This window comes from Streptomyces sp. NP-1717 (genome assembly GCF_022695985.1).
Taxonomy (GTDB): Bacteria; Actinomycetota; Actinomycetes; order Streptomycetales; family Streptomycetaceae; genus Streptomyces.
On the sequence record NZ_JAAPBF010000075.1, the window covers coordinates 13,838 to 30,102 of the forward strand.

The 16,265-nt window shown below is 67.0% G+C and carries 12 protein-coding genes; 6 read left to right on the forward strand and 6 right to left on the reverse strand.

The features are described from left to right. Positions 1-126: 126 nt before the first annotated feature. Entirely contained in the window at positions 127-4,032 is a 3,906-nt protein-coding gene (locus GXP76_RS17385; protein ID WP_147874365.1) for a DNA-directed RNA polymerase subunit beta', read from the forward strand. Positions 4,033-4,083: 51 nt separating this feature from the next. Here GXP76_RS17385 and GXP76_RS17390 read toward each other — a convergent pair whose 3' ends face one another. The 5 genes from GXP76_RS17390 to GXP76_RS17410 all read right to left on the reverse strand — a co-directional run bounded on the left by GXP76_RS17390 (position 4,084) and on the right by GXP76_RS17410 (position 9,863). Further along, positions 4,084-5,106, reverse strand: a complete 1,023-nt coding sequence (locus GXP76_RS17390; protein WP_242572447.1) for a M48 family metalloprotease — start codon at positions 5,104-5,106, stop codon at positions 4,084-4,086. Continuing rightward, positions 5,103-6,125, reverse strand: a complete 1,023-nt coding sequence (locus tag GXP76_RS17395) for a hypothetical protein (RefSeq protein WP_242572448.1) — start codon at positions 6,123-6,125, stop codon at positions 5,103-5,105. The genes GXP76_RS17390 and GXP76_RS17395 overlap by 4 nt, the downstream gene beginning before the upstream one ends. A 21-nt stretch (positions 6,126-6,146) precedes the next feature. Beyond that, positions 6,147-8,267 (reverse strand): hypothetical protein, encoded by a 2,121-nt coding sequence (locus tag GXP76_RS17400; RefSeq protein WP_242572449.1) that lies wholly within the window; start codon positions 8,265-8,267, stop codon positions 6,147-6,149. Beyond that, complete coding sequence (locus GXP76_RS17405) at positions 8,264-9,043, reverse strand: hypothetical protein (RefSeq protein WP_242572450.1); 780 nt, start codon at positions 9,041-9,043, stop codon at positions 8,264-8,266. Before GXP76_RS17405 ends, GXP76_RS17400 begins: the two co-directional genes overlap by 4 nt. A gap of 115 nt (positions 9,044-9,158) precedes the next feature. Then, entirely contained in the window at positions 9,159-9,863 is a 705-nt protein-coding gene (locus tag GXP76_RS17410; RefSeq protein WP_242572451.1) for a Crp/Fnr family transcriptional regulator, read from the reverse strand. 366 nt (positions 9,864-10,229) lie between these two features. Between GXP76_RS17410 and rpsL the strand changes: the two genes are divergently transcribed. From rpsL to tuf, 4 genes are all read left to right on the forward strand, one after another. Beyond that, entirely contained in the window at positions 10,230-10,601 is a 372-nt protein-coding gene (gene rpsL / locus GXP76_RS17415; protein WP_003948652.1) for a 30S ribosomal protein S12, read from the forward strand. Between the two features lie 3 nt (positions 10,602-10,604). Continuing rightward, a complete protein-coding gene (gene rpsG, locus GXP76_RS17420; RefSeq protein WP_023539364.1) occupies positions 10,605-11,075 on the forward strand; it encodes a 30S ribosomal protein S7 in 471 nt (156 codons plus the stop codon). Positions 11,076-11,113: 38 nt separating this feature from the next. After that, entirely contained in the window at positions 11,114-13,243 is a 2,130-nt protein-coding gene (gene fusA / locus GXP76_RS17425; protein ID WP_147874359.1) for an elongation factor G, read from the forward strand. 166 nt (positions 13,244-13,409) lie between these two features. Next, positions 13,410-14,603 carry an elongation factor Tu gene (gene tuf, locus GXP76_RS17430; protein ID WP_023539362.1) on the forward strand — a complete coding sequence of 398 codons (1,194 nt, stop codon included), beginning with the start codon at positions 13,410-13,412 and terminating at the stop codon, positions 14,601-14,603. A gap of 115 nt (positions 14,604-14,718) precedes the next feature. Here tuf and GXP76_RS17435 read toward each other — a convergent pair whose 3' ends face one another. Next, the gene (locus GXP76_RS17435; RefSeq protein WP_242572452.1) at positions 14,719-15,393 is read right to left on the reverse strand and encodes a hypothetical protein; all 675 of its coding nucleotides are present in this window, start codon (positions 15,391-15,393) and stop codon (positions 14,719-14,721) included. 258 nt (positions 15,394-15,651) lie between these two features. Between GXP76_RS17435 and GXP76_RS17440 the strand changes: the two genes are divergently transcribed. Beyond that, a partial coding sequence (locus GXP76_RS17440; protein ID WP_242572453.1) for an RNA ligase family protein occupies positions 15,652-16,265 on the forward strand: 614 nt, incomplete at its 3' end.

A 16,265-nucleotide genomic window follows, 5' to 3' on the forward strand; every position in this document is an offset into this window, starting at 1 on the left:
GGGTTCGCCGGCCGGATCCCGTATCCGGCCGGCTCTCCCAGGACCCGTCCAGACCATTGCTGAAGCGCCCCATATTTCTCGCTCACGCGAGGGGGCTCGAACCCCCGAAAGAGGGATTGACGACAAGTGCTCGACGTCAACTTCTTCGACGAGCTGCGGATCGGCCTCGCCACCGCGGACGACATCCGGACCTGGTCCCACGGCGAAGTGAAGAAGCCGGAGACCATCAACTACCGCACGCTCAAGCCCGAGAAGGACGGACTCTTCTGCGAGAAGATCTTCGGTCCGACCCGGGACTGGGAGTGCTACTGCGGCAAGTACAAGCGTGTCCGCTTCAAGGGCATCATCTGTGAGCGCTGTGGCGTCGAGGTCACGCGCGCCAAGGTGCGCCGTGAGCGGATGGGCCACATCGAGCTTGCCGCTCCCGTCACCCACATCTGGTACTTCAAGGGCGTTCCGTCCCGGCTGGGGTACCTGCTCGACCTCGCGCCGAAGGACCTCGAGAAGGTCATCTACTTCGCCGCGTACATGATCACGTTCGTGGACGAGGAGCGCCGTACGCGCGACCTGCCCTCGCTGGAGGCGCACGTCTCCGTCGAGCGCCAGCAGGTCGAGAACCGTCGCGACTCCGACCTCGAGGCCCGCGCCAAGAAGCTCGAGACCGACCTGGCCGAGCTGGAGGCCGAGGGCGCCAAGGCCGACGTGCGCCGCAAGGTGCGCGAAGGCGCCGAGCGTGAGATGAAGCAGCTGCGCGACCGCGCGCAGCGCGAGATCGACCGTCTCGACGAGGTGTGGAGCCGCTTCAAGAACCTCAAGGTCCAGGACCTGGAGGGCGACGAGCTGCTCTACCGCGAGCTGCGTGACCGCTTCGGCACGTACTTCGACGGCTCGATGGGCGCCGCGGCGCTCCAGAAGCGCCTGGAGTCCTTCGACCTGAACGAAGAGGCCGAGCGGCTCCGCGAGATCATCCGTACCGGCAAGGGCCAGAAGAAGACCCGTGCGCTCAAGCGCCTCAAGGTCGTCTCCGCGTTCCTGCAGACCAGCAACAGCCCCAAGGGCATGGTGCTGGACTGCGTGCCGGTGATCCCGCCGGACCTGCGTCCGATGGTGCAGCTGGACGGTGGCCGCTTCGCGACCTCCGACCTGAACGACCTGTACCGCCGCGTGATCAACCGCAACAACCGCCTCAAGCGTCTCCTTGACCTCGGTGCCCCCGAGATCATCGTGAACAACGAGAAGCGGATGCTCCAGGAGGCCGTCGACGCGCTGTTCGACAACGGCCGCCGCGGTCGCCCGGTCACCGGTCCCGGCAACCGGCCCCTGAAGTCCCTCAGCGACATGCTGAAGGGCAAGCAGGGCCGTTTCCGCCAGAACCTGCTCGGCAAGCGGGTCGACTACTCGGCCCGTTCCGTGATCGTCGTCGGACCGCAGCTCAAGCTGCACCAGTGCGGTCTGCCGAAGGCCATGGCGCTGGAGCTCTTCAAGCCGTTCGTGATGAAGCGCCTGGTGGACCTGAACCACGCGCAGAACATCAAGTCGGCCAAGCGCATGGTCGAGCGTGGCCGCACCGTCGTGTACGACGTCCTCGAAGAGGTCATCGCCGAGCACCCGGTGCTGCTGAACCGTGCCCCGACCCTGCACCGCCTCGGCATCCAGGCCTTCGAGCCGCAGCTCGTCGAGGGCAAGGCCATCCAGATCCACCCGCTCGTCTGCACCGCGTTCAACGCGGACTTCGACGGTGACCAGATGGCCGTGCACCTGCCGCTCTCCGCGGAGGCGCAGGCCGAGGCCCGCATCCTGATGCTGTCCTCGAACAACATCCTCAAGCCGGCCGACGGCCGTCCCGTCACCATGCCCACCCAGGACATGGTGCTCGGCCTCTTCTTCCTCACCACGGACGAGGAGGAGCGCGAGGTCCTGGGCGCGGGCCGGTCCTTCGGCTCCAGCGCCGAGGCCACGATGGCGTTCGACAACCGGGAGCTCTCGCTCCAGGCGAAGATCGACATCCGCTTCCCGGTCGGCACCATCCCGCCGCGCGGCTGGACCCCGCCGGTCGGCGAGGACGGCGAGACCAACGCCGAGTGGCAGCAGGGCGACCCGTTCCGGCTGCGTACGACCCTGGGCCGCGCGCTCTTCAACGAGCTGCTGCCCGAGGACTACCCGTTCGTCGACTACTCGGTCGGCAAGAAGCAGCTCTCCGAGATCGTCAACGACCTCGCCGAGCGCTACCCCAAGGTCATCGTGGCGGCGACGCTCGACAACCTGAAGGCGGCCGGCTTCTTCTGGGCGACCCGCTCCGGTGTCACCGTCGCCATCTCCGACGTCGTCGTGCCCGAGGCGAAGAAGGAGATCGTCCAGGGTTACGAGGCGCAGGACGAGAAGGTCCAGAAGCAGTACGAGCGCGGTCTGATCACCAAGGACGAGCGCACGCAGGAGCTCATCGCGATCTGGACCAAGGCGACCAACGAGGTCGCCGAGGCGATGAACGCGAACTTCCCGAAGACGAACCCCATCTTCATGATGGTGAACTCGGGTGCTCGCGGAAACATGATGCAGATGCGTCAGATCGCCGGTATGCGTGGTCTGGTGTCCAACGCCAAGAACGAGACGATTCCCCGTCCCATCAAGGCGTCCTTCCGTGAAGGCCTGTCCGTGCTGGAGTACTTCATCTCCACGCACGGTGCCCGTAAGGGTCTGGCCGACACCGCCCTGCGTACCGCCGACTCGGGTTACCTCACCCGTCGTCTGGTGGACGTCTCGCAGGACGTCATCATCCGCGAGGAGGACTGCGGCACCGACCGCGGCCTCAAGCTGCGGATCGCCGAGCGCGGCGCCGACGGTGTCCTGCGCAAGGCGGAGGACGTCGAGACGTCCGTGTACGCGCGGATGCTCGCCGAGGACGTCGTCGTGGACGGCAAGGTCATCGCGCCGGCCAACGTCGACCTGGGCGATGTCCTGATCGACGCGGTCGTGGCGGCCGGCGTGGAGGAGGTCAAGACCCGCTCGGTCCTGACCTGTGAGTCCGCGGTCGGCACCTGTGCCTTCTGCTACGGACGTTCGCTGGCCACCGGCAAGCTGGTCGACATCGGTGAGGCGGTCGGCATCATCGCCGCCCAGTCCATCGGTGAGCCCGGCACCCAGCTGACGATGCGTACCTTCCACACCGGTGGTGTGGCGGGCGACGACATCACGCAGGGTCTGCCGCGTGTCGTCGAGCTCTTCGAGGCCCGTACGCCCAAGGGTGTCGCGCCGATCTCCGAGGCCGCGGGCTCCGTCCGCATCGAGGAGACCGAGAAGACGAAGAAGCTCGTCGTCACCCCGGACGACGGAAGCGAGGAGACGCCGTTCCCGATCTCCAAGCGCGCCCGTCTGCTCGTGGGCGACGGTGACCGCGTCGAGGTGGGCCAGAAGCTCACCGTGGGTGCCACCAACCCGCACGACGTGCTGCGGATCCTCGGTCAGCGCGCGGTCCAGGTCCACCTGGTCGGCGAGGTCCAGAAGGTCTACAACTCGCAGGGTGTGTCGATCCACGACAAGCACATCGAGATCATCATCCGGCAGATGCTGCGCCGCGTGACGATCATCGAGTCCGGCGACGCGGAACTGCTGCCGGGCGAGCTCGTCGAGCGCTCGAAGTTCGAGACGGAGAACCGTCGCGTGGTCACGGAAGGCGGCCACCCGGCCTCCGGCCGTCCGCAGCTGATGGGTATCACCAAGGCCTCGCTGGCCACCGAGTCGTGGCTGTCGGCGGCGTCCTTCCAGGAGACGACCAGGGTCCTGACCGACGCGGCGATCAACGCCAAGTCGGACTCCCTGATCGGCCTCAAGGAGAACGTCATCATCGGAAAGCTCATCCCGGCGGGTACGGGTCTCTCCCGCTACCGCAACATCCGGGTGGAGCCGACCGAGGAGGCCAAGGCCGCGATGTACTCGGCCGTGGGTTACGACGACATCGACTACTCACCGTTCGGCACGGGCTCCGGCCAGGCCGTTCCGCTGGAGGACTACGACTACGGTCCGTACAACCAGTAAGTAGCGATACGAAGGGCGGCCACCCCCGTGGGGTGGCCGCCCTTCGGCGTTTCAGGACCGGCGTCCGGGACGCCGGTGAAGGGCGTGCAGCCGCGTGCGGCTGCTGGGGTGGGACGCCAGCAGGCGTGCCAAGAGGGCGGTCACGCCGCTCTGACCGTCAGCAGGGCTGTCGGACGGTCTGTATGCGAGAGCCCCGCTGAACAGGGCCGCCAGTTGGGGTGTGAGGCCCAGCCCACTCGCGTACCGGTCCGCCCTCAGTTCGGCGTTGCGGGCGAAGGCGGAGATCAGGAACGGCCCTGTCACCAGCAGCAGGACCATGCCGTTGGTGTGGATCGTCGCCAACAGGACGACTGCCACCAGCGTCAGCACGATTGCTTCCCCCGCAATTCGGGAACGCCGATGTACCAGCAGGACGCCTCGGAGAAGCAGCCGCCAGGCGAGCTTGCTGGGTAGCGAGTACCAGTGCGTGATCAGCGCCGCCCACGAGTGACCGCCGACGTGATGGCCTAGTTCGTGTGCCAGGACCGCCGCGAGCTGGCCGTCCGGAAGCCTTTCCACCGCATGGCGGGTGACGCTGACGATGTGCCCACCTGCCCTCGTGGCGTCAATGTCGGGGCTCTCCTCGACCCACAGCGTGTACGCGGAGGCATCGACGCCCGCGCGCGCGGCCACCTCCTGCCACAGCGGCCTTAGCCGGGCGAGTTCGCCGGGGGTCGGGTGGTGCAGGCCGAAGACCAGTCGTGCCAGGAGGTCTTCGGCCGGCCGCCAAAGCGTGAGGGCGCCGCCGACCGCCCAGAGGCCGAACCACGCCCAGGCGGGCACCGTGATCAGCTTCGCGAGTACGAACGAGAGTGCGAGCACGATCAGCACACTGAGGAGCACCTGAGGTATGTGCAGAGCGAGGTGTCCAACCGCGGCCAGGTCGATCCCGCGATGGCGGACGGTGATGTGAACCCGGCCCTGGTGGAGTTTCAGGGCATCGGGATCGCTCTCCCCCGCAGCGGTCGGGCGGGCGGCCCGTTCATGGTGTGGGGGGCCCGCCGGGCCGGGATACCGGGGTTCGGGATCGGTCACGGTCGGCTCCTCTCGATGGCCGTACTTGGCTCCATGCGCGCGTCGGGGCCGGGCTCGTCGGACGGGGCCGAGGCCGAACCAGTCAGGAGGCGGTTGATGGTCTCGACCACGTAGTTCTTCGGGCCTTCCAACTGGTGGCTCTCCAAGCCGTGGTCCGACAGGATCTTGTCCACCAGATTGAGCTGGTTGGTGATCAGTTCGCTCCGATCCGAGCGCAAATGTTCCACGACCAGGCCGGTGTCCTGCGGGTGCTGGACCAGATGGATGATCAGCGCGGCGAAGCCACCTTTCGCCAAGTGGTGCTCGTAGAAGGCGATCTTCTCCTCGGCGAGTCGTTGCTCGAACTCCTGCGCCTCGAGATCCCGGCGCAGCTTCTCCATCCGGACTCGGTGCTCCGGCGGAGCGGCGACGGCCTCGTGCCGGGCTGCGCGCAACCGATCGCTCTGTGACCGCTCACCTTCGTCCGTGCGCAGGCGGACGGTGCAGCCCACCCGGAGTCCTTCGTTCTCTGCGAGCGGCGGCGCGGTGTGTACGGCCCGCTGAACGGCCGCCTCGGCGTTCCCGACAGCGTCGATCTGATACATGCGGCTTGTCCGGCGCAGGAGTTGAGCCGCTCGGGGGCCGAGGAGGGAAGGTACGTCACGGACGCCGGAGACGATCACTTTGTCCGGTTCCAGGACCTGCCAGGTCAGATCGGCGACTGCCTCGAACTGGAACGCGTCCACCGCGCTGGGCAGAGAGAGTTCGAGGCTGAAGTGGTGAAGTGCCGTGTCCACTTCGTAGAGCGCAATGTAGTGCTTGCCCGCGGCGTCGCTTCTGCGCGGCCGGTGAGGGGGTGTGAACACCTCGTAGGTGGCCTGCGCGGTCACGAACACCAGCGCGTGGTCGACATGGGTTGTAGGCCGCCGCCTCGCGTAACCGAAGCGGGAGAGTTGTCGTACGGTGCGTACTGGGTCCTTGAGACCGGTCGGCCGGATGGCCGGTGGTGCGGGCTCGGGCGGCATGGGTAATTCCGTCATCGGATTCTCCTTCCAGGGCTCTCAGCGGGCTATGTACGGAACGGCTGTCAACAGCCGCCCTGCGACGGACGGGGGACGACCGCCGTCCACGCCCGGCATGGTCCGCAGTAGATGTCCGAGCCGTTGACGCTCGGACGGCTCCTGGGCCAGGTCCGCCAACAGCCGGGCGAGCACGGGCTCCGCTGCCGGGTCTTGTTCGGCGTGTCGCACCCAGCGGGCCATGACCGTCAGGGCCTGGTCGGTGTGCCGGTGGTCGTTGAGGGCCCGGCGCCAGAGCATGGTCAACTGGCTTGCCTGCGACACCGATTCGCTCTGAGCCTCGGCGTACCACTCCAGAACGAGCGGGAACGAGGTGGCGTCTTCGTCGTGCTGTTCGCACGCCAGGAGGAAGGCCCCGAGCAACGGGCCTCGCAGTGACTGGTCGTCCTGAACCAGGCTCGACAGCTCGGCGAGTACGGGCCCGCGGGCGGAGAGCAGGAGAAGCTGGATGGCCTCGACCAGTTCCAGCAACTCGTCGTTGAGCGGTTGCTCCTCGGGTTCCGTTGTGCGGTCTCTTGTGCGGCAGTACGCCCGCGTGGCGGTGATCAGCGCCTTAAGCGCATCTTTGGGAAGGACGGGTCCCAGCAACCCGTAAGCGCGGATCGCCGTCCACCGGAGATTCTCGTCCTCGCCCACGCACCAGTCATGCAGGATCTCCGGAATCGCCGGCGCCTTGAGGAGATGGGCGAGGGTGAGAGTGTTGGCGGCGGCCAGCCGGGCGGCGTAGCTCCGGCCCCGGGCCCATGGTTCGACGAGATGGGCCAGTCCCGACGACAGATCGGCCTTGGTGAGGACAGCAGCGGCGGCGGATGCTCTCGTGCGGACGAGAGGGCGTCCGTCGGTGGCGAGTTCGCGGAGCCACGTGACCAGCGCGGGGCGGGACGACGGGTAGAGCATCCAGGCCGTGTCCAGCAGACGGGTGGGCAGGGTGTCGTCCTTGAAGGTCGCCATGTACTGATCGACGGCGCCCCAGGCCGTTACCTCGGGTTCGTTGTAGCCGCGGGCGCGGGCCAGACCGAGGCGGGCGGCGCGGGAGCTTCCGAAGACCGGCACGCCCTGGGGGGTGTACGGGTTCTCGATCTCGTGCATCAGGCGGAACAGTCTGTCGGCCAATTCCGCCGCGAGGACGTACGGCGCCTGGTCGAAGACGCCCAGCGAGATCAGGAATGCCTTGTCCCGCAGGTGTTTGGAGTCGTCCGTGAACCAGGACTCGACCCGCGTCTGCGCGGACTCCGCCCCGTAGGAGGAGAGCCCCTCCTCCGTGGACTCGCCGGTGAGCACCGCGACAAGCTGCTCCGCGAAGTCGGCGGCCTCTCCCGGGGTGTGATCCTGGTCGAGGAAGCCGCGTACCGCCGCCAGGTCCCGGACCTGCTCCCAGCCCGACTCGCCCTGTTGCGCGCGGACATGCGCGGCCAGGACGTCGTCTTTGGAGGGCGGCTCCCAAGGTAGATGCGCCAGGTCACGCCGGATGGCCGACGAGGCCACGGTGATGACCAGATGACCGTCACTGCGGATCAGCCGCTCACGTATGGCGAAGAGATGGGTCTCCCGCAGCGGCCGGGTCCGGCTTACCGCCATGTCGGCCAGCAGATATCCGGAGGGCCCTCCGAGGTGACCGTGCACAGCCGCAGGTGACGTCGTGGGGTCGATGGACCGGATGTGCCCGGAACCCAACCGGTGCAGGAGCATCAGGGCGGCGGCGCGGCGGCCGGTGGACTCACCACCGGAGAGAACGAGGACGCGTTCGTCGCGCAGCCGCGCCAGTGCCTCGGCGAAAGGAGCGCCCTCCACGAAGGCGACGGCCATCCGGGCCAGCGAGGCCGCCGGGATCTCGCCGGACATTGCGGGCGTCTCCAGGTCCCCGCCGATCCGGATATTAAGGTCGCCGTATACGTCACCGCCGGTAACGCCGTACTGACTGCCGTCGACGAGGTTCCCGGCGAGATTGCGCGGGCTGTGCTCGATGAGATCGCGTCGGGCTGCCCAAGCCGGCGGTCGCTGCTCGGGTGCTGCGTCCGCCCTCTCCGCGTTTTCTCCCTTCTCCTCTTCGGCTCCGGACGGCTTCTCGTGGTCGGGTGTCTTGTCGGGATCGGGCTGGCTCACGACTGGTCCTTCGCGGTCCGCTGGTCGAAGGAGAAGCTGAGACCACCGTGATTGTTGCCGCCGGCGACGCCGTACTGGTCGCCTGTGATGTGCGTGGCACCCGGAGTGTGCGATGCGGCCGGTTCCCCCGCTGTGGCGCCTACGCTCTCACCGGCCACGTCGTGCAACGACGTCCGTGCCTCGTCTTCCTTCTCCGTGCCGGACACGGGCGCCGTACCGTGCAGCCATGCGGAGAGGCGGCCGTTCTTGCTCTCGGGTGCGATGTGGTGGAAGTCCTCGGGCCGGATGCCGGGGTGGCCGTGTCGCACGATTCCTTGATGTACGGAGTCGGACACGCAGAGCGCGAAGTCGTCGGGGCGCTCCCGCAGGGCGTCCCTCAACAGTTGCGCGTCGAGCAGGCGGCAAGCGTGGTTGAGGTCGGAGCCCACCCATCCGTCGTGGGCGTCGATGGCGACGTACCCGGTTGCGAGGACGGCGCGCAGCCGGATCTGCGCGCTGCTGGAGGCCATACGGTTGGTCTTGCGCAGTTGGACCGGTACCTCGGTGAGCAGGGTGCGCAGCAGAACGCTCACCGGGGCGTTGGCGTCGATCAGTTCCATCACCGAGTCGCCACGGTCGGCGCGCAGTCGCCGGGCGGAGTCGATGCCAGCGGCGTCCAGCGTCTGATCGGCGATGTCGTAGAGCATGCGGCGCAGGAACGACTGCTCGATGTCGTCGCGGTCGCTGTAGCGCTCGATGTCGAGCAGGAGAATCGTGCGGTTCACAGGGGTGTTCATGGTCGCCTCTCGGTCGGTTTGCCGAACGACGGCAGACTGACCGGAACCGGGCGGGAGCGGTGAGTGCGTATGACTCTGATGAAGTGTGACCGTGTGCACAGACGCGGCCGAGACCTCAGCCGTTTCCGCCCACCCGGCGCAGCACGTCCGGCCGCAGGATGGTGAGAGTGCGCCGACCGGTCACGATGACTTTGCGCTCACGTAGTTCTTTGAATAGGCGCTGCACCATCTCGCGCGAGGCGCCGATGGAACCCGCGAGTTCCACCTTGCTCAGCGGTACGGCCAGTTCGATGCCTTCCGGGATGGGGCGCCCGTGAGTCCTGGCCAGCTCCAGCAGCAGCGCGGCAAGACGCTCACGCACGGTGAGCGAGGCGAACTCCAGGCGTCGCCGGTCACCGGCTCGGCTGCGATCGCTGGCGAGGCCGAGAAGTTTCAGCATGGCCTCCGGGTAGGCGGACAGATACTCCCGGAACCCATCGTGGTCGATCACGGCCGCACGGACCGGTTCGAGCGCGGTGACCGTGGCGGAGCGGGGCCTTCCTGTGAGGGCGGCCGACTCGCCGATGATGTCTCCGGGGCCGCGGAGGGCCAGGAGCATCACGTAGCCGTTGGGCGCGGTGGCGGTGACCTTGGTCCAGCCTTGCAGGACCAGCAGGATGTGGGCCGAAGGCTCGTACTCGCGCAGCAGTTCCCCACGCGGCGCGAACCGCATCTCGCGCCCCAGGGTGAGCAGTGCCTCACGTTCGGTGGCTTCGAGTCGTGCCAGGTAAGGGACTCGGTCGTCGAGGCCGTCGTCGCCGGGGGTCGGCACCCTTACCATGGCGCCTCCCGTCCCTCGTCCCAGTCTCAGGGATCAACGTACTGAAGTGGGCATCCGTCAGGGCGGGAACCGACGAGAGCGCCCTGTTGACAGGCGTTGCAGGGCTGTGAAGTCGGTGCCGTCCGGGCCCGTCGGCATTTGTTTTGACCGGAGTCGATGAGGTAGGTACGCTCAGACCTTGTGCCTGGGGTGTGCCTGGGCTCCTGTGCGTGTCCTCAACCGCATGGCGAGTTCGGACAAAGGCCACCGCGATCTGCGCTTTCCTCGCCGCCGGCGGGGGCTCGCAGTATTCGACACACCCGACCGCGTGGGTCGGCAAATGTTCCAGGTTAGTTTTACCGACGGCACACAGAAACCGGAGAAGTAGTGCCTACGATCCAGCAGCTGGTCCGGAAGGGCCGGCAGGACAAGGTCGAGAAGAACAAGACGCCCGCCCTTGAGGGTTCCCCTCAGCGCCGCGGCGTCTGCACGCGTGTGTTCACGACCACCCCGAAGAAGCCCAACTCCGCCCTGCGGAAGGTCGCGCGTGTGCGTCTGACCTCCGGCATCGAGGTCACGGCTTACATTCCGGGTGAGGGACACAACCTGCAGGAGCACTCCATCGTGCTCGTGCGTGGTGGCCGTGTGAAGGACCTGCCGGGTGTTCGTTACAAGATCATCCGCGGCTCCCTTGACACCCAGGGTGTCAAGAACCGCAAGCAGGCCCGCAGCCGCTACGGCGCCAAGAAGGAGAAGTAAACAATGCCTCGTAAGGGCCCTGCCCCGAAGCGCCCGGTCATCATCGACCCGGTCTACGGTTCTCCTCTTGTCACGTCGCTGATCAACAAGCTTCTGCTCAACGGCAAGCGTTCCACCGCCGAGCGGATCGTCTACGGCGCCATGGAAGGCCTCCGCGAGAAGACCGGCAACGACCCGGTCATCACGCTGAAGCGCGCGCTCGAGAACGTCAAGCCGTCTCTCGAGGTCAAGTCCCGCCGCGTCGGCGGCGCCACCTACCAGGTGCCGATCGAGGTCAAGCCCGGTCGCGCCTCCACCCTCGCGCTGCGCTGGCTGGTCGGTTACTCCCGCGCCCGTCGCGAGAAGACCATGACCGAGCGCCTCATGAACGAACTGCTCGACGCCTCCAACGGCCTCGGCGCTTCGGTCAAGAAGCGTGAGGACACGCACAAGATGGCCGAGTCCAACAAGGCCTTCGCGCACTACCGCTGGTAGTCAGCGCCCACATCGAGACCGAGAGAAGATTGAGCCTTATGGCCACCACTTCGCTTGACCTGGCCAAGGTCCGCAACATCGGGATCATGGCCCACATCGACGCGGGCAAGACGACCACCACCGAGCGGATCCTGTTCTACACCGGTGTGAGCTACAAGATCGGTGAGGTCCACGACGGCGCTGCCACGATGGACTGGATGGAGCAGGAGCAGGAGCGCGGCATCACGATCACGTCTGCCGCGACGACCTGTCACTGGCCGCTCGACGATGTCGATCACACGATCAACATCATCGACACCCCGGGTCACGTCGACTTCACCGTCGAGGTGGAGCGTTCGCTCCGCGTCCTCGACGGCGCTGTCACCGTGTTCGACGGTGTGGCTGGCGTCGAGCCGCAGTCCGAGACCGTCTGGCGTCAGGCGGACCGTTACGGCGTGCCGCGTATCTGCTTCGTCAACAAGCTCGACCGGACCGGCGCGGAGTTCCACCGCTGCGTCGACATGATCTCGGACCGCCTCGGCGCGGTCCCGATCGTCATGCAGCTTCCGATCGGTGCCGAGATGGACTTCAAGGGCGTCGTCGACCTCGTGTCGATGAAGGCCTTCGTCTGGTCCGCCGAGGCCACCAAGGGCGAGATGTACGACGTCGTCGACATCCCGGACACGCACACCGAGGCCGCCGAGGAATGGCGCGGCAAGCTCCTCGAGGTCGTGTCCGAGAACGACGACGAGATGATGGAGCTGTACCTGGAGGGCGAAGAGCCCACCGAGGAGCAGCTGCACGCGGCGATCCGCCGTATCACGCTCGCCTCCAGGGGTGCGGCCGACTCCGTCACCGTCACGCCCGTCTTCTGCGGAACCGCGTTCAAGAACAAGGGCGTTCAGCCCCTGCTCGACGCGGTCGTGCGCTACCTGCCTTCCCCCCTCGACGTCGACGCCATCGAAGGCCACGACGTCAAGGACCCGGAGAAGGTCATCAAGCGCAAGCCGTCCGACGACGAGCCGTTCTCCGGCCTCGCGTTCAAGATCGCGAGCGACCCGCACCTGGGCAAGCTCACCTTCGTCCGGATCTACTCCGGTCGCCTCACGGCCGGCACCGCGGTGCTGAACTCCGTGAAGGGCAAGAAGGAGCGCATCGGCAAGATCTACCGTATGCACGCGAACAAGCGTGAGGAGATCGAGTCGGTGGGCGCCGGCGACATCGTCGCCGTCATGGGCCTGAAGCAGACCACCACCGGTGAGACGCTGAGCGACGACAAGAACCCGGTGATCCTGGAGTCCATGGACTTCCCGGCGCCGGTCATCCAGGTCGCGATCGAGCCCAAGTCCAAGGGCGACCAGGAGAAGCTGGGTGTCGCCATCCAGCGGCTCTCGGAGGAGGACCCCTCCTTCCAGGTTCACTCGGACGAGGAGACCGGCCAGACCATCATCGGTGGTATGGGCGAGCTTCACCTCGAGGTGCTTGTCGACCGCATGAAGCGCGAGTTCCGCGTGGAGGCGAATGTCGGTAAGCCGCAGGTCGCCTACCGTGAGACGATCCGCAAGGCCGTCGAGCGTATCGACTACACGCACAAGAAGCAGACCGGTGGTACCGGCCAGTTCGCGAAGGTGCAGATCGCGTTGGAGCCCATCGAGGGCGGCGACGCGACCTACGAGTTCGTGAACAAGGTGACCGGTGGCCGTATCCCCCGTGAGTACATCCCCTCGGTGGACTCGGGTGCCCAGGAGGCCATGCAGTTCGGCATCCTGGCCGGCTACGAGATGGTGGGCGTCCGCGTCACCCTTCTCGACGGTGGCTACCACGAGGTCGACTCCTCGGAACTCGCCTTCAAGATCGCCGGTTCGCAGGCGTTCAAGGAGGGTGCCCGCAAGGCGTCGCCCGTCCTGCTCGAACCGATGATGGCCGTCGAGGTCACCACGCCCGAGGACTACATGGGCGATGTCATCGGCGACCTCAACTCCCGCCGTGGCCAGATCCAGGCCATGGAGGAGCGCAGCGGCGCTCGCGTCGTGAAGGGCCTCGTGCCCCTCTCGGAGATGTTCGGCTACGTCGGAGACCTCCGCAGCAAGACGTCGGGTCGCGCAAGCTACTCGATGCAGTTCGACTCCTACGCCGAGGTTCCCCGGAACGTCGCCGAGGAGATCATCGCGAAGGCCAAGGGCGAGTAGCTCGTCCCGAGCACGCTTTAGGCTTGTCACCGGCAAGCCCTGGGGTACCGGGGCACCGCGTACGGGAGACCGTGCGGGGTGCCCGGTGTCCCGGGCCCCGGCATTCCAGCAAAGATCACCTGGCGCCGATGAGTAAGGCGTACAGAACCACTCCAGGAGGACCACAGTGGCGAAGGCGAAGTTCGAGCGGACTAAGCCGCACGTCAACATCGGCACCATCGGTCACATCGACCACGGTAAGACGACCCTCACGGCCGCCATTACCAAGGTGCTGCATGACGCGTACCCGGACCTGAACGAGGCCTCGGCCTTCGACCAGATCGACAAGGCTCCTGAGGAGCGCCAGCGCGGTATCACCATCTCCATCGCGCACGTCGAGTACCAGACGGAGTCGCGTCACTACGCGCACGTCGACTGCCCCGGTCACGCGGACTACATCAAGAACATGATCACGGGTGCGGCGCAGATGGACGGCGCCATCCTCGTGGTCGCGGCCACCGACGGCCCGATGCCGCAGACCAAGGAGCACGTGCTCCTGGCCCGCCAGGTCGGCGTGCCGTACATCGTTGTCGCGCTGAACAAGGCCGACATGGTGGACGACGAGGAGATCCTGGAGCTCGTCGAGCTCGAGGTGCGTGAGCTCCTCTCCGAGTACGAGTTCCCGGGCGACGACCTGCCGGTCGTCAAGGTCTCGGCGCTCAAGGCGCTCGAAGGCGACAAGGAGTGGGGCCAGACCGTCCTCGACCTGATGAAGGCCGTCGACGAGTCGATCCCGCAGCCCGAGCGTGACGTCGAGAAGCCGTTCCTCATGCCCATCGAGGACGTCTTCACGATCACCGGTCGTGGCACCGTCGTCACCGGTCGTATCGAGCGTGGTGTGCTCAAGGTCAACGAGACCGTCGACATCGTCGGTATCAAGACCGAGAAGACCACCACCACGGTCACCGGCATCGAGATGTTCCGCAAGCTGCTCGACGAGGGCCAGGCCGGTGAGAACGTCGGTCTGCTCCTCCGTGGCATCAAGCGCGAGGACGTCGAGCGCGGCCAGGTCATCATCAAGCCCGGTTCGGTCACGCCGCACACCGAGTTCGAGGCCCAGGCCTACATCCTGTCGAAGGACGAGGGTGGTCGTCACACCCCCTTCTTCAACAACTACCGCCCGCAGTTCTACTTCCGTACGACTGACGTGACCGGCGTCGTGACCCTCCCCGAGGGCACCGAGATGGTCATGCCGGGCGACAACACCCTCATGACGGTCTCGCTGATCCAGCCGGTCGCCATGGAGGAGGGCCTGAAGTTCGCCATCCGTGAGGGTGGCCGGACCGTGGGCGCCGGCCAGGTCACCAAGATCAGCAAGTAATTGCCGATCAGGCGGTACGTCGTTCCGACGGCTGACCGTCCGACCTGGTAGCTCCGACACGAGCAACCAAGAAGTGGGCCCCGCACCGAAGTTGGTGCGGGGCCCACTTCCGTCCTCAGTGCTGGAGTGACGGTGTCCCGAGCGCGGCCGGCCGAGGGGCGCGCGTGGCGCTGCGGTAGGTGGAGACGCCCAGGGCCAGCAGCCAGTAGCTCAGGATGGCGCCCATCGAGGCCGTCGTACCCCAGCCGTTGGCCGCGTAGAAGTCGGCCGGGTCGTTGCCGAAGAACAGGGACGGGACGAAGGCCAGGCTGAGCGCCGCGAGGACGTAACCCGAGCGGGCGGTCCAGCGGGGGAGCAGGCCCGTGCGGGAGATCGTGAAGGCCAGGGAGGCGACGAACATCGCCAGCAGTACGCGGCCGATCGTGCCGTACAGGATGTACGTCCCCGAGACCGCGATCGTCGGGTCGATCCTCTCAGCGGACCGGATGACCTCGCCCGCCTCCAGGCCGTGGGAGACCAGCGTGACGATCGCGTACGCCAGCCCGGAGGCGAAGGCGAGGGTGCCCGCCCACTCGTACTCGGGGCGGACCCGCTTGACGAGTTCACGGAACGCCGTCGCGAAGGCGATCAGGAACGCCAGGGCGAAGATGCCGATCAGAAGGCGGGCGAGGACGTTGCCGTCCGGCGGCGGGCCCGAGTAGACGAAGTACAGGGGTACTTCGAGGATGAGCGCGCCCGCGGTCGACAGCGCGGCGATGCCGGCGAAGCGCCGGGCGAGGATCTCGTTCATGTGTGTTCCCCCAGGGTTGTGTTCGGGCTTCGGGTTTCGGGCTTCGGGATCAGGTCCGGTCCGTGCCGCTGATGTCCGACAGCTCGAATTCTTCGCGATGGGCCGGTTTCCGTCGCTGGGGCTGAGGACCCGATCGGGGTGTCGCCGGCAACACCCCCGGTCAGGCACCGGAGCCCTCCCCGTTAATCGATGGCTCGTCTTCCGTCGCGCTTCTAGGGTTGCCGGGCAAGCGAGTCACGGGGCCACGGGGGAGTGGGCATGCGTACGGCGTATCCGAGGACCGCCCATGTGCCGTGGTCGCCGGGCGTCACCTCGGACGATGTGCGGGTCAGGGAGCTGGGCGGGCTGCGGGGGCGGGAAGTCGTCGTCACCGAGAAGATGGACGGGGAGAACACCACCCTGTACCGCGACGGGCTGCACGCCCGGTCGCTGGATTCCGGGCATCATCCGTCGCGGGCCTGGGTCAAGGCGTTGCAGGGGCGGATCGGGGGGCTGATCCCGGACGGGACGCGGGTGTGCGGGGAGAACATGTACGCGCGGCACTCGATCCCGTACGAGGATCTGGAGAGCTGGTTCTACGGGTTCTCCGTGTGGGACGGCGAGTGGTGTCTCGGCTGGGACGAGACCGTGCGGGTGCTGCGACGGCTGGGGATCCCGGCGCCGCCGGTGCTGTGGCGGGGCGTCTTCGACGAACGGGCCCTGCGCGCACTGAAGTTGGACCCCGCGCGGCAGGAGGGGTACGTCGTACGGACCGTGGAGGGCTTCGGACGCGAGGAGTTCGGGCGCCGGCTCGCCAAGTGGGTGCGGCCGAACCACGTACGGACCGATACGCACTGGATGCACGCCGCCGTCGTGGAGAACGGGCGGGGGCC